Origin of the sequence: Verrucosispora sp. WMMC514 (assembly GCF_027497295.1) — a bacterium.
Lineage (GTDB): Bacteria > Actinomycetota > Actinomycetes > Mycobacteriales > Micromonosporaceae > Micromonospora > Micromonospora palythoicola.
Genome location: NZ_CP114906.1, coordinates 4870235 through 4884405, shown reverse-complemented (window position 1 = coordinate 4884405; position 14171 = coordinate 4870235). Strand labels below are relative to the sequence as shown.

Here is a 14171-nt window from a genome sequence, read left to right as displayed (position 1 = left end):
CGAAAGACGTTCACCGTGCTGGACTGGCGAGGCCCTGTTGCCGCTCGTATGTCCGCAACGCGACGTCCCATGCCTGCGTGTACTCGGACGGGCCAAGACCAAGGTCGCCGTGGCCCTTGACCGCCTCCCGCAGGAGATCAACCAGGTTCGGGACGATGTCCCGGCGCTCCTCTACGTAACGGTGGAACACCTCGGCGAACTGTTCGCCCGTCAGGCGAGCGGCATGTGCAGTGACCGGATCGTCCTGGAGACTCTGCAGCACGGCTGCCCATCGACGGGTCAGGTCGTCGGCCTGCCGGGCACGGATCTTCTCAAGCTCGTGGTCGCACTCGAGTTTGATCCGCTGTTCCCAGTACGGCCGGAGCCGTTCCCGTACCCGCTCGTCCGGGCTGACCCGCAGCCGCACCGTGAACTGCGGTAGGTGTGCCTCCTGCGGCCAGCGCTGGCCCGTCAGTAGGTTGTTCAACGCCCGTTCGAGGTCGTGAGCGCGGTGTGGCTCGTGCTCGCGGGCCAGATCGATCGATCGCTCCCGGACGATGCCACCCGCCCAGGGGAGTAGCGCCTCGGCCCGCATGCGCAGTTCGTCGAAGCTCATGTTGGTCGCCGTCCAGAAGTAGACGACGTGCACGTTGAAGTCGAAGGCGTCGCCCTTGGCCGGTACCAGGAGAGGTTGCGGCACATCCTGCCGGAAGGTGATCCGGGGAGGCGTGACCGGGGCTGGTGGCGTGAGATCGGATGCGGGTGAAAAAACCGTCTGCCACCACCTGCGCCGCTCCTGCTGCGGCAGGGGTTGGCGAACGTGAGAGCTACCGAAGGGTTGAGTGCTCATCTTGCATCCTCAGCAATCAGATTCTCGATGTCGTCAAGCAGGACGCACCCGGGCATGACGGGGCGCCAGACATGCCGGAGCTGGTGGTCGAGCCGGCGACGCAGCGGCGGGCGCCCAGCCAGCACGAGCCGTAGCAGCGCCAGGACATGCGCCGCGACCTCGGGCTGGCCGTCCGCCCGGTTGACCCAGAAGCCGAGCGCCCGCCAGGCCCGGTACGCCGTCTCGGGCAGGCTCAGCGCCGTCGCCCAGAGAGTCGCCAAATCGTCGGGAGACACGACACCGCGACGCGCCAGCTCCAGCAGCTCGGGCCAGTGCCCGCGGGGTGGCCGGGCCCAGCGTTCGGCCAGTGTCCGCAGCGCCCGAGCCGCGTGCAGCCGCACCTCTCGGCTGGGGTCGACGGTCCACTGCGCAAGCGCTGGCAGCAGCGCGGCACCATGTCCGCCCTGATAGACCTCGATCAGACCGCGAACCACCGAGTTGTGCCAACGTTGCATCCGTCCAGAGGCAACCAGGCGCAACTGCGTCAGAGCCGCGTCCGGCCACAACCGGGCCAGCCCGAGTTCATGGGCACGGGCGACGGTGTCTCGCAGGTGCGCCGGCCCGGTAGCCCAGCCGTCCAACTCGACGCGGACCCGCTGCCTCAACCTGGGCTGCATCGCAATCGCGACAAGGACGATCGCTGCGGCCTGCCGTACGCTCGCCAGCCGTTCCCGAGCCAGGTCACGTACGGTGTCCAGGGCCGCGTACACATCCCGGCCGGCCGACCACCCGATGGCTGCTGCCGCTGCCTGCCGTACATCCGGCTGGTCCCCGCGGATCAGGTCCGCGAGCCAGTCGAGCAGCGCTCGGGGCGCCCACCAGTCGGTCCATGCCACATCGAGTACGGCCAATCGCAGCTGTTCGCTACCGGGTACGAACTGGAGCCGGGCGCCCCCGGTGGTCCAATCCTCGTCCGGCGTTACCACGACGGCGCGCAATGTCGGACCGAGCAGGTCATCGAGCGTGGCACCGCGCAGCCGTACGGGGACCGGCTGGGTTGGTTCGTCCCGCGTTACGAGTCGATCGGCCGCGAGGCGGATCTCTGCCGGCGTCAGTCCCGCGAGTACCACACAGGACAGCCGAAAGGCCCGCACCTGCTCGACGGACCAGCCCACCGAGGCACCGTCGTCCGCCTGCGGGTCGAGGATGTGTGCGGCCCGCTCACGAAGCTGCCGGGGCAGCAGTTGTGCCAGCCGCTCACTCAGCGACCTGGCTCGTGGTACCGATTGCGCGATGGCTTCCACCACCGGGACCACCTCGCGGGGTCGCGGTTCCCCGGCCAGGTATCCCGAGAGCAGTGGATGGCTGGCGCACTCGTCGACGTACTTCTCCACGCAGACGGCAGTACACCCGTCGGCGCAGAAACCGACACACCGGCCGGCCAACTCGCGCCGGAGGCGGGCCCGGAACACCTCGCCCGCCGGAGCCGGTCGATGCTCGACGACATGCCCTGCGAGTTCCTGGACGCGTCGGGAGAAGTCGCCCACCAGCAGCAACGTCATCCCGTGAGCAACGGCCCGCGCAGCCAGCCCCAACAACGCATAGCCGTCCAGGTTACGGACGTCATCGTCGGTGAGTCGAAGCACGTAACCGCATCCGCGTTTCTGAACCAGTTTCGTCTGAAACAGGTCGGTGAACTGCTGGACCCCGATGACGTTCACTCCGTTCGCGCCGTGCCGACGAGCTGACGCGACCACCGCCGAGGTGAACCGCCCGCTCCCCGCCGGACCGGAAAGGCACACCAGATTGCGCTGCTTCAGGCTGTGGTCGATCTGCTGGTCGCTACCGGCCGGCGCGTAGCTCTTCACCAGGTCGAGCACGGTGGCCTCGCTAAGCGTCTCCGACCAGACGCGGCGGCCTTCCACCGCCTCTGTCGCCGCACCGATGTTGACCGTGCCGATCGCCAGAGCGCCGTTTCCGGTCGCGTTCTGGCCTTGTACGAACATGTCGCCGGTGTCAATGCCGGCGCTGCCGAACAGGCCGGCGAGGCGGCGCAGCACATCACCGGAGTCCAGCGGATCTTCCCGGTTCTCCGCCTCGTCCTCGCCGTTCGTGTCACCGGTCGACGAGGCGGCCTCCGCGTTGTCCACGGGCGACGATTCCCCGTTCGGGTTCTCCGGCGAGTCGCCGGGGTTCCCCTGACGCGATTCGCCGGACGAGTCCGATGTCGTTGCATGCGTCACGGGTCGCTCGCCACTCCCCGTTTGACCGGGGCGGGTCACGCCGAGCGCCCGCGTTGTCGCCTGTTCGGGCCCAGCCGCCTCGACATCGGCGGTCGCCTCCGGCCGCATGTCGTTCATTGGTTCGATTCCGGGCGAATATTCGCGTCACGACCGATGGAACCGATCGCTATCGCACCGGGCCCGACCGCGTTCTGGCCGTCGACGCGGATGTCTCCGGTACGGATACCGCCGCCGGCCGACGGGTCTCCGCCCTGCCCGGTGTTGCCGCGTCCGGTGGGCTCTGTCGGTCGATCAGCCGAACCAGGCGATACTCCGTCCCGCCAGGGCGTGGTCTCCTCTCCCAGGACGCAGAGCCACGCCAACTCCCGGAACCCCTTGTCCGCGTGAACCACCTCGATTCGTTGGAACCGCTCCGGCAGGATCTCCTCGGGGTACTCGGTCACGACGTCGCGGTAGATGTCGGATGAGACCACCAGCGCGATCCCGGCGTCGGGGCAGGCCGCCAACGCTCGGCGGACAGGTGCCGCGTCGCAGAGCCGGCTGACCGTCACCACCGCCTGCCCGGGGAAACCATTGGCTCCGTCGAGGTGCACCATGCCCTGGTGCACTGCCACCCGCAGCCTGATGCGGGCCTGCGGTAGGCGGCTGGCGTTGTACGAACGCAGCCGGCGGTTGAGCTCTGGCAGAAAACGGCCGATCACTCTCGCCTCGGGAACCTCCCGGGGCAGGATCGCCAGTTCTCCGTCGCCCGCCTGCTGCGTCGTCCACCCGACCCGGCTCATGCCCACCTCATCGGCCGCCTCGCGCAGCAGCCGATGGAAGTCCTGTTGTGCCTCGTACTGCTGGACATTGCCACGCCGGCTGTAGCGCTCCATGTCCACGCACACCAACAACCGGCGCTCCGGATGCTGCATCGCGTATCCCTCCTCACCCCGGTCTCCAGAAGCCGGGCACCAGCGAACATCCAACTCGCGGGAAGGGCCTGAAACCCCGTAGAAATACGGCATCGAATCGGCTGTCTGCCAACCGTCATCCCGTAACGTGCAGGCATCTCGCGCGGCCGACCACAGTGCACTAATCACATGTGGAACGCACCGATTGATCTGCTGCTGTCCCTAGGGCTGGACCTTCACCTGACGCTGGGGTTACTGGTCGCGTACCTGATCGGGGTTGCACTGCTACGTCGGGTGTGGCATTACGCAGCCAGCCGGCTACGCTGCGGTCGCGGTGAATGGCTGAGCAGAGCGGGAGCCTGGATGCGGCGCGAACCACCCCAAACCTCGAAATGGCCCTACGGAACCTTCATGCAACGGCTCGATCCGAGCGTTCGCGCCACCCTGTTGGGACTCGGCGTCCGCCGCCAGGTGCCGGCCGGTCAGATGCTGATCCTTGAGGGACAGTTACAGTCCCACCTGGTGCTGATCGAGGAGGGCCTGACCAAGGTCACCGCTGCCCTGCCGGATGGCCGCACCGCATTGCTGTCGCTGCGGGTCGGCGGCGACCTGGTCGGCGAGATGTCGGCACTCAATGATCAGCCGCGCTCGGCGACGGTCACCGCCTGCAGCCCGGCCCGCTACAGCGTGATCACGTCGGACCGGTTCCGTGTCTTCCTGAGGGGCCATCCCGACGCAGCGCTCGAACTCGCCGCGATGGTCTCCGACCGACTCCGCTGGTCGAACCGGCGGCGAATCGACTTCTCCTCCTACCCGGTCAAGATCAGGGTGGCCCGGGTGATCGCGGAGCTGTCCCGCACACACGGCCGCCAGGCACCCGACGGAGTCGTCATCGATGTGCGACTCACCCAGCCCGAACTGGCGTCCATATGTGGTGCCTCCGAGACGTCGGTGCAAAAGGTCCTTCGGGAGCTACGGACCGACGGGCTGGTTGACACCGACTACCGTCGGGTGACGGTCCGGGACATGACTCGCTTGCAGCAGCTCGGGCAGGTCGACTCTACAGGTTAAGAAGGGCCCCTTCCCCGCACGAGGCGTCGGGAAGGGGCCCTTGCTCGCCGGTCAGGCGCCGCGGAGGGCGGCGCCGCAGCGTTCGGCGGCGCGGGCGACGGCGGCGTCGCGGGCGGCCACCGCCTCCTCGACCGTCAACGTGCGGTCCGGAGCCCGGAAGGTCAACTTGTAGGCCAGTGACTTGCGTCCGGTGCCGAGCTGCTCCGAGGCGTACACGTCGAACAGGCTGACCGACTCCAGCAGCTCGCCGGCACCCTCGACGAGTGCCTGCCGGACCTGCGCCGCCGGTACCGACTCGGCCACCACCAGCGCCACGTCGATCAGCGCCGGCGGGTAGCCGGAGACAGCGGGCGCGGCCGTCACCGCAGGTGCCGGCAGAGCGTCCAGGTCCAGCTCCATGGCGCAGGTCCGCCTCGGCAGTTCGAGCGTCGCCACGACCTGCGGGTGCAGCTCACCGGCGTGGCCGACGACCGCACCGTCGACCAGCAGCGCCGCGCAGCGGCCCGGGTGCCAGGGGGCGTACTCGGCCGAGCGCACCTCGACCTGCCGGTCCGGTATCCCGGCGGCGGCGAGCACCGCGCGGCCCGCCTCGACGGCGTCCGCCCAGCCGGCCGCCCGCCCGCCGCCCCACCAGCCGGCCGGCTCGATCTCACCGGTCAGCACGACGGCGACGTGCCGGGGCTGGTGCGGAACCACCGCGTCGGCGGCGGCGAACTCCGCGTCGGTGGGACGCCGGTCCACGCCCATCGGCGGCGGGCTGCCGGCGTCCACCCGAGGCTGGAAGACCGTGCCGATCTCGTAGAGGGACAGGTCCCGCAGGCCACGGCCGAGGTTGCGCCGGACGATACCGAGCAGCGGGCCGAGCAGCGTGGTGCGCAGCAGCGGCTCCTCCTCCGACAGCGGGTTGGCCAGCCGCACCGCCCGGCGGCGTGGGTCGTCGGCGGGCAGGCCGAGCTGGTCGGCCAGCTCGGTGGCGACGAACGGGTGCGCCAGTACCTCGACGTAACCGCGCTCGGCCAGGGAACGGGACACCGCCCGGTGGCGTCGCTGCTGCCAGGTCAGGCCCCGGCCGGGCGGCGCGGTCGGCAGCACCGACGGCACCTTGTCGTACCCGTCGAGGCGGACCACCTCCTCGACCAGGTCCGCCGGATCGGTCAGGTCGGGCCGCCAGGTCGGCGGGGTGACGCTCAGCGCCTCGCCGTCTCCGGCGGCCACCCCCACCGAGCCCGGTTCCTCGGCCAGCCGGTCGGTGCCGCGCGCCACGGTGCAGCCGACCTGCTCCAGCAGCGCGACCACCCGGGCCGGCGGGTAGTCCACACCGACCCGCCGGCTGGGCAGGTCCGCCGGCAGGGTGACCGGGGTACGCGGCCGGACGTGGTTGATGTCCAGCACCTCCTCGCCGGCGGTGCCGCCCGCGTACGAGGTGAGCAGCCCGACCGCCCGGTCCAGGGCGACCAGCGGCAGCGCCGGGTCGACCCCGCGCTCCCAACGCTTCGCCGCCTCGCTGAACAGCTTGTGCCGGCGCGCGGTGCGACCCACCATCGCCGGGTCCCAGTGCGCGGCCTCGAAGAGCACGTTGACGGTGCCCGGCAGCACCTCGCTGGTCTCGCCGCCCATCACGGCGGCCAGTGAGATCGGCATGCCGTCACCCTCGGCGGCGACCGGGTTCGGCAGCCCGGCGTCGCAGATGACCATGTCCTCGGGGGCGAGGGCGCGGGTCACCCCGTCGAGCGTGGTCAGTTTCTCCCCCGGTACCGCCCGGCGCACCACCAGCGGGCCGGCGATCCGGTCGGCGTCGAAGGCGTGCATCGGCTGGCCGAGTTCGAGCATCACGTAGTTGGTGATGTCCACCGGCAACGAGATGCTGCGGATGCCGGCGATGGTCAGCCGTTGCCGCATCCAGTCCGGGGTCTGCGCCGCCGGGTCGACGCCGCGCACCATCCGGGCCGCGAACCGGTCGCAGCCGACCGGGTCGCGCACCTCGACCGGGTACGCCGGCTCGGCCGTGCCGGGCGTCGCGGGCATCCGGCCCCGGTCGGAGTAGTCGAGGCCGAGGCCGTGCGCCAGTTCGCGGGCGAGCCCGCGCAGCGACATCTGGTAGCCCCGGTCCGGGGTGATCTCCACCTCGACGATGACGTCGTCGAGGCCGACCACCGGACGGGCGTCGTCGCCGGGCGCCGCCACCACGTGCTCGGGCAGCACCAGGATGCCGGAGTGGTCGTCGCCCAGGCCCAGTTCCCGGGCCGAGCAGATCATGCCGTTGGAGTTGCGCCCGTACGTGCGGCGGGCACCGATGGCGAAGCCACCTGGCAGCACGCCGCCGGGCAGGATCACCACCACCCGGTCACCCGGGGCGAAGTTGCGGGCACCGCAGACGATCTCCTGCGGCTCACCGGTGCCGTTGGCGGCGCCCACGTTCACCAGGCAGAACCGGATCGGCTTCTTGAAGCCGGTCAGCTCCTCGATCTCCAGGACCTCGCCGACCACCAGTTGCCCGGTGACCGTGCCAGACAGGTCCACGATGGACTCGACCTCGATGCCGAGGTCGACCAGGGCCCGCTCCAACTCGTCGACGGGCAGGTCGGGTACGTCGACGTACTCCCGCAACCAACTGAGAGAAACTCGCATTATGGGTAACCACCGTCTCCGTAACTCGCGCCCGCACTAAGCCCCGTGGCCGAACGCCCGGGTGAACCGGACGTCGCCCTCGACCAGGTCCCGCATGTCGCCCACCCCGTGCCGGAACATCACCGTCCGGTCGATGCCCATGCCGAAGGCGAAGCCGGAGTAGACCTCCGGGTCGATGCCGCAGGCCCGCAGCACCCGCGGGTTGACCATGCCGCAGCCACCCCACTCGACCCACTGCGGGCCCTTGCGGTGCTCCGGGAACCACACGTCGAACTCCGCCGACGGCTCGGTGAACGGGAAGTAGTGCGGCCGGAACCGGGTCTTCGCCCCCGCGCCGAACATCGCCCGGGCGAAGTGGTCGAGGGTGCCCCGCAGGTGCGCCATCGTGATGCCCTTGTCCACCACCAGACCCTCCACCTGGTAGAAGACCGGGGAGTGGGTGGCGTCCAACTCGTCGGTGCGGTAGACCCGGCCGGGCACGACCACGTAGATCGGCGGTTTGCGGCTGAGCATGGTGCGTGCCTGCACCGGTGAGGTGTGCGTACGCAGCACCAGACCGGAACCCTCCGGTGCGATGTGGAAGGTGTCCATCAGCCCCCGCGCCGGGTGGTCGGCGGGGATGTTCAGCGCGTCGAAGTTGGTCCACTCCAGCTCGACCTCGGGGCCCTCGGCCACCTCGTAGCCCATCCCGATGAACAGGTCGCTGATCTGCTCCATCAGCAGCGTGATCGGGTGTCGGGAGCCACGCGGGCGCCGGTCGTACGGCAACGTCACGTCGACTCGTTCGGCGACCAGGACCCGCTCGGCCTGCTCGCGCTCCAGCACCTCGGCCCGGGCGGCGTGCGCCTGCTCGATGGCCCGGCGGGCCTCGTTGACCCGCTTGCCGGCGTCGGCCTTGGCGGCCGGCGGCAGCGCGCCGATCTCGCGGCGGGCCAGCGAGACCGGGGCCCGGTCGCCCAGGTGCGCCGGGCGCACCGCGGCCAGCGCGTCCGGGTCACCGGCGGCGGCGAACGCCTTCTCGGCCTCGGTCACGGCCTCGGCCAGCGCGGCCGGGTCCAGCAGGGCGACCTGCTTCGGGTCGTACGGATCGTTGCGGTAAGTCATGGCGTACGGGCACTCCCTCACGACGGCGCCGGCCCTCGCGGGCGGCTAGGCGAGTCTACGGACGCGCGGCTGTGCCGCAGCCCGCCGGTGGGAGTCGTGTGGAGAGCAGGTCAGGCCCGCCGCCCGCCGACACCGGCGGGCTGGCTAAACGAACGCCGTGGTGCGTTCACCATGGGGGCCGCGTCTCCTCCGTCATGCGCGCCTGACCTCGGGTCAGCGCTGTGCTCTGGCCGAAGCGTACAGGCAGACGGCCGCCGCCGCAGCCAGGTTGAGGCTCTCGGCCCGCCCGTGCAGCGGCACCCGGACCCGGGCGTCGGCGGCCTCGGCCAGGTCGACGGGCAGGCCGTGCGCCTCGGAGCCGAACAGCCAGGCGGTCGGTGCCGCCAGCCGGCCGGCGTCGACCAGCTCGTCGAGGTCAGATTCGCCGTGGCCGGTGGCGGCGAGCACCGTCAGTCCGGCGGCCCGGGCGGCGGTGAGCGTTGCGGCCGGGTCGCGTTCGCGTACCACGTCGACGTGGAAGAGGCTGCCGGCCGACGACCGGACGCACTTGCCGTTGTACGGGTCGACGGCGTCACCCGCGAAGATCACCGCGGTGGCGCCGGCCGCGTCGGCGGTCCGCAGCACGGTGCCGGCGTTGCCCGGGTCACGGATGCCGGCGAGCACGGCCACCAGCCGGGGGACGCGTGACAACGCGACCTCCAGGGACACGTCGAGGTGCCGGCAGACGGCGACCAGCCCCTGCGGGGCGACGGTCTCGGCGAGCGCGGCCAGGGCCTCGTCGGTCACCTCGGAGACGGGCACGTCGCCGCCGGCGGCGCTCGCCGCCAGATCGGCGTACCGGTCGAGGGCGGCCGGGGTGCCGAACAGCTCCAGCACGGTGCGGGGTCGGCTCAGCGCCTCCCGGACCGCCTGCGGTCCCTCGGCGAGGAACCGACCCGCGGCCTCGCGGTCGCGGCGACGCTGGAGTCGGCGCGCGGCCACCACCCGGGGCGTACGCGGTGTGAAGAGCATGGTCTCGGCCGCACGCGCGAGGCGTCCCCCGTTGCCGAGGGACGCCTCGCTGCGCTGCGTGGGACTCAGGCGGCCTGGGCGGGCGCGCCGCCGGTGCCCTCGGCCTGCACGGCGGCCCGGGCCAGCTCGACGATCGCCGCGAACGCGGCGGCGTCGTTGACGGCCAGGTCAGCCAGGATCTTGCGGTCGACCTCGATGCCGGCCAGGCGCAGGCCCTGGATCAGCCGGTTGTAGGTCATCCCGTTGGCGCGGGCACCCGCGTTGATCCGCTGGATCCACAGCTGCCGGAAGTCGCCCTTGCGGTCGCGACGGTCCCGGTAGGCGTACTGCATCGAGTGCAGCACCTGCTCCTTGGCCTTGCGGTACAGCCGGGAGCGCTGACCGCGGTATCCGCTCGCGGTCTCCAGCAGGGTACGGCGCTTCTTCTGGGCGTTAACAGCCCGCTTGACGCGTGCCATCTCAACTCCTTCTTGGATTCAGGTGGCGCGCGTCAGCGGCCGAGCAGCTTCTTGATGCGCTTGACGTCAGCCTTGGCCACCTCGACCACGCCCGTCAGCCGGCGGGTGCGGGTGGAGGGCTTCTTCTCGAGGTTGTGACGCAGACCGGCCTGCTGCTTCGTGATCTTGCCCTTGCCGGTCACGCGGACCCGCTTGCCCATCCCCGTGTGGCTCTTCATCTTCGGCATGTGGAACGTCTTCTCCCCTGTTACTGACCGCTGGTGTCAGCGGTCGTGCCGGTCTCACCGGCTGCTGCGCTCTCACTGGTCACCGCAGGTTCGGCGGCCGCGGCGGTGGCGGGCTCCTCCGCGGTCCGCTCCCGGGGTCCACCGCGGGACGCCGTGGCGGCGACCGCGGAGGCCTTAACGGCCCGGTGCGGAGCGAGAACCATGATCATGTTTCGGCCGTCCTGCTTCGGAGCGGACTCCACGTATCCCAGTTCCGTGATCTCGGACTCGAGCCGGCGCAGGAGCCGGTAGCCCAGCTCCGGGCGGCTCTGCTCGCGACCGCGGAACATGATCGTCACCTTGACCTTGTCACCGGCCTTCAGGAACCGCACCACGTGACCCTTCTTGGTCTCGTAGTCGTGCGGATCGATCTTCGGCCGGAGCTTCATCTCCTTGATGACGGTCTGCTGCTGGTTACGCCGCGCTTCGCGCGCCTTCAGTGCGCTCTCGTACTTGAACTTGCCGAAGTCCATGAGCTTGCACACCGGCGGGCGCGCCATCGGCGCAACCTCGACCAGGTCCAGATCGACGTCCGCGGCCAGCTGAAGGGCGCGCTCCAGCGGGACGATGCCCACCTGCTCACCCTCGGGGCCGACCAGTCGGACCTCACGTGCCCGGATCTGCTCGTTCACGCGTGGTTCGACGCTGATGGGGCCTCCTCGAGTCGGATCTTCATGCGTGGCCGACCCGGCGGCTCCCGGTGGGAACCGGCCCGGAAAGTAGAAGGCCCCGGCGTATGCCAGGGCCCGCTCGACCGGTCGGCACGATCACAGGATCGCGCATCCGGCGCCGGGACGTGCCCGGAACCGGTGACCGGACCCGGACGCCACAGGCGGCGACTCGGGTGGGAGCAGGCGCTCCGCTTTCACGGCCGTCCTAACGGTTAGGACAGCCTGGTCGACTCGACAACACTACACCCTCGGCCAGCGGCTCCTCAAACCGGGCGCCGGCCCGCTGCCCGCTCAGCGAGCGCGGTCAGGTGCGCCTGGTGCAGGCGGCGCAGGGCGCGTACCCCGTCGACGGCGAGCTGCTTGTCGGCGGCCTGGAGGGCGACCACCGGCAGCAGGTCGTCGTCGTAGAGCTCCAGCGCCGCCCAGGGTGCCCCACGGTCGAACCGGACGCCGCGGACGACCTCCCAGGGCAGCTCGTACGAGCCGATGATGTTGCGGACCCGCACCCCCCGCACGTCCGCCTCGACCCGGGGTCGGGTGAACAGCAGGGTGCCCAGGGCGAACATGATCCCGAGCCCGATCATGGCCAACTGGTCGCCGCGCTGGAAGGTGCCGTACCCGTTACCGGTGGGGCCGGTGAGGGTGGTGGCGACCAGGGCGAAGACCACGACCAGCAGGATGGCCGACACCCAGCAGACCAGCCGGATTCGCCGGGGCCGTACCCGGACCACGTCGGTGTCACTCACCCCACCAGTCTGCCATCCGGTCGTACCCGGGCGGCCGCCGCCACACAGCGACGTACCGGCCCACCCACCGGTCACAGCCGGCAGGCGTGGATGTTGGTGACCAGGATCGCGCGGGCGCCCAGTTCGTAGAGTTCGTCCATGATCCGGTGCACGTCGTCGCGGAGCACCATCGCCTGCACCGCCACCCAGCCCTCCCGGTGCAACGGGGAGACCGTCGGCGACTCGATACCCGGGGTGAGCGAGCTGGCCCGGTCCAGCAGCCCGGCCGGCACGTCGTAGGCGAGCATCACGTAGCGGCGGGCCACCAGCACCCCGTGCAGCCGGCGCATCAGCTGCTCGGCCTGCGGGTGCGCCGCCGCGCCGGTGCGGCGGACCAGCACCGCCGAGGACTTCAGCAGGGGCTCACCGAAGACCACCAGACCGGCCTGACGCAGCGTGGCTCCGGTCTCGACCACGTCGGCGACCACGTCGGCGACGCCCAGCCGGATGGCGTTCTCCACCGCACCGTCGAGCCGGATGACGTCGGCTTTGACGCCCAGCTCGGCGAGGTGCCGCTCGACCAGCCCCGGGTACGCGGTGGCGATCCGGTGCCCGCCCAGCTCCCGTACGTCGTCGACGTCGTCCGGACGGGCGGCGAACCGGAAGGTGGCCCGCCCGAAGTTCAGGTCGACCACCTCCTCGGCCGGCGCACCGGAGTCGATGAGCAGGTCCCGGCCGGTGATGCCGACGTCCAGGTCACCGGAGCCGACGTAGGTCGCGATGTCCTTCGGGCGCAGGTAGAAGAATTCGATGTCGTTCGCCTGGTCACGGCAGACCAGGTCCTTGGTGTCGGTGCGCTGGCGGTAGCCCGCCTCACGCAGCATCTGGGCGGCCGAATCGGCCAGCGCGCCCTTGTTGGGTACGGCGACACGCAGCATGACGGGAGTGCTCCTTCGATCGGGTCTCTGGTCGACGGCGGGGGCACTCACAGATGTCGGTAGACGTCCTTCAGGTCCAGACCACTGGCGAGCATCAGCACCTGGACCTGGTAGAGCAGCTGGGAGATCTCCTCCGCGGTGCGCTCGGGCCCCTCGTGCTCGGCGGCCATCCACGACTCGGCGGCCTCCTCGACGACCTTCTTGCCGATGAAGTGCACGCCCTTCTCCAGTGCGGCGACCGTGCCCGAGCCGGGGGTGCCGGCCGCGGCCTTGGCCTGCAACTCCGCGAACAACTCCTCGAACGTCTTCACGGAGACGGATTCTCGCAGTCGCCGAGGGTCGCCCCGAGCACCGGGTCGGTGGTGACCGGTGGACGGGACCGGCGCACCTGGCGGAGCGGTGGGACAACCCTTCGATCCTCGCCTATGTTGGTCGTACGCTGTCCGCCATGGTCACCACCCCGCGTACCCTCGCCTTCGCCTCCGCGGCGGCCGTCCTGCTCGCGGCCAGCGCCTGCACGCCGCAGGCCCAGCCCGCGCCCATGCCGACCGTGTCGATGGCGTGCGCCAAGGACAGCCTGCCCACCCAGTCGCCGGGCACCCTCACCGTCGCCACCGGCGAGCCGGCCGAGGCGCCGTGGTTCGTCGACGACCAGCCGGCCAACGGCAAGGGTTTCGAGTCCGCCGTCGCCTACGCGGTGGCGGAGCAGCTCGGCTACGCGCGCGACGACGTCACCTGGACCCGGGTGCCGTCCGACGCCGCCGTCGCCGCCGGGCCGAAGACCTTCGACTTCGGCATCGACAGGTACCCGATGACCGATGAGCACCGGCAGGCGGTCGACTTCTCCGCGCCGTACTACCTGGTCCGGCAGGCGGTGGTCGCGCTGGAGTCCTCCGAGATCGCCGACCGGAGGGCGCTGGCCGAGCTGCGGGACGCCCGGCTCGGCGCCCGGACCGGCACGGCCGGCTACCAGGCCATCACCGATCTGGTCCGGCCGAAATCCGAACCGAGGACCTACAAGTCCGACGACGAGGCCGCCAAGGCGCTGCGCGGCGGGCGGATCGACGGCCTGGTGGTGGACCTGCCCACCGCGTTCGACCTCACCGGCGGGGAGATCGACGACGCGGTGGTCGTCGGGCAGCTGCCCCAGGTGGGCAGCCCGGAGGCGTTCGGACTGCTGCTGGCAAAGGACTCGCCGCTGGCCGGCTGCGTCAGCGCGGCGGTCGGACAACTCGCCGCCGAGGGCGTCCTCGAACAGCTCGAACAACAGTGGCTCACCCAGGCCGCCAAGGCCCCCGACCTCACCTGACTCCGCCCTCCCCCGCCCTCCACCTCAAGTGTTGATCAAGAAGTTT

14 protein-coding genes are annotated in these 14171 nt (G+C 70.8%); 2 read left to right on the top strand and 12 right to left on the bottom strand.

All coding sequences use genetic code 11. The annotated features are described in order from the left end of the window. Nucleotides 1-10: 10 nt before the first annotated feature. The 3 genes from O7597_RS22730 to O7597_RS22720 form a co-directional block, all read right to left on the bottom strand. On the bottom strand, nt 11-829 hold the full coding sequence (locus tag O7597_RS22730; protein ID WP_281580630.1) for a hypothetical protein: 819 nt from the start codon (nt 827-829) through the stop codon (nt 11-13). After that, nucleotides 826-2958, bottom strand: coding sequence for a hypothetical protein (locus tag O7597_RS22725; RefSeq protein WP_281580629.1), 2133 nt, complete (start codon nt 2956-2958; stop codon nt 826-828). Before O7597_RS22725 ends, O7597_RS22730 begins: the two co-directional genes overlap by 4 nt. A gap of 206 nt (nt 2959-3164) precedes the next feature. Beyond that, nucleotides 3165-4133: a hypothetical protein gene (locus O7597_RS22720; RefSeq protein ID WP_281580628.1), complete on the bottom strand. Its 969-nt coding sequence runs from the start codon at nt 4131-4133 to the stop codon at nt 3165-3167. Here O7597_RS22720 and O7597_RS22715 point away from each other — a divergent pair, their 5' ends adjacent. Next, entirely contained in the window at nt 4134-5015 is an 882-nt protein-coding gene (locus O7597_RS22715) for a Crp/Fnr family transcriptional regulator (RefSeq protein ID WP_281580627.1), read from the top strand. A gap of 51 nt (nt 5016-5066) precedes the next feature. Here the strand turns inward: O7597_RS22715 and pheT are convergent, their stop codons facing one another. From pheT to O7597_RS22670, 9 genes are all read right to left on the bottom strand, one after another. Further along, on the bottom strand, nt 5067-7643 hold the full coding sequence (gene pheT, locus O7597_RS22710; protein WP_281580626.1) for a phenylalanine--tRNA ligase subunit beta: 2577 nt from the start codon (nt 7641-7643) through the stop codon (nt 5067-5069). Between the two features lie 36 nt (nt 7644-7679). Continuing rightward, complete coding sequence (gene pheS, locus O7597_RS22705; protein ID WP_269737341.1) at nt 7680-8747, bottom strand: phenylalanine--tRNA ligase subunit alpha; 1068 nt, start codon at nt 8745-8747, stop codon at nt 7680-7682. A 213-nt stretch (nt 8748-8960) separates the two neighbouring features. Beyond that, on the bottom strand, nt 8961-9758 hold the full coding sequence (locus O7597_RS22700) for an RNA methyltransferase (RefSeq protein ID WP_269737340.1): 798 nt from the start codon (nt 9756-9758) through the stop codon (nt 8961-8963). Between the two features lie 65 nt (nt 9759-9823). Continuing rightward, entirely contained in the window at nt 9824-10216 is a 393-nt protein-coding gene (gene rplT, locus O7597_RS22695) for a 50S ribosomal protein L20 (protein ID WP_093404272.1), read from the bottom strand. Between the two features lie 32 nt (nt 10217-10248). Next, nucleotides 10249-10443 carry a 50S ribosomal protein L35 gene (gene rpmI / locus O7597_RS22690; protein ID WP_093404274.1) on the bottom strand — a complete coding sequence of 65 codons (195 nt, stop codon included), beginning with the start codon at nt 10441-10443 and terminating at the stop codon, nt 10249-10251. Nucleotides 10444-10463: 20 nt separating this feature from the next. Then, on the bottom strand, nt 10464-11114 hold the full coding sequence (infC, locus tag O7597_RS22685) for a translation initiation factor IF-3 (RefSeq protein ID WP_269737339.1): 651 nt from the start codon (nt 11112-11114) through the stop codon (nt 10464-10466). Nucleotides 11115-11416: 302 nt separating this feature from the next. After that, nucleotides 11417-11899 (bottom strand): PH domain-containing protein, encoded by a 483-nt coding sequence (locus O7597_RS22680; RefSeq protein ID WP_269737338.1) that lies wholly within the window; start codon nt 11897-11899, stop codon nt 11417-11419. A 71-nt stretch (nt 11900-11970) separates the two neighbouring features. Next, nucleotides 11971-12816: an ATP phosphoribosyltransferase gene (hisG, locus tag O7597_RS22675; protein ID WP_269737337.1), complete on the bottom strand. Its 846-nt coding sequence runs from the start codon at nt 12814-12816 to the stop codon at nt 11971-11973. Nucleotides 12817-12863: 47 nt separating this feature from the next. Then, nucleotides 12864-13145, bottom strand: a complete 282-nt coding sequence (locus O7597_RS22670) for a phosphoribosyl-ATP diphosphatase (RefSeq protein WP_166457935.1) — start codon at nt 13143-13145, stop codon at nt 12864-12866. Between the two features lie 119 nt (nt 13146-13264). Here O7597_RS22670 and O7597_RS22665 point away from each other — a divergent pair, with 119 nt between their 5' ends. Beyond that, a complete protein-coding gene (locus O7597_RS22665) occupies nt 13265-14125 on the top strand; it encodes an ABC transporter substrate-binding protein (protein WP_281580625.1) in 861 nt (286 codons plus the stop codon). The last annotated feature ends 46 nt before the right edge of the window (nt 14126-14171 follow it).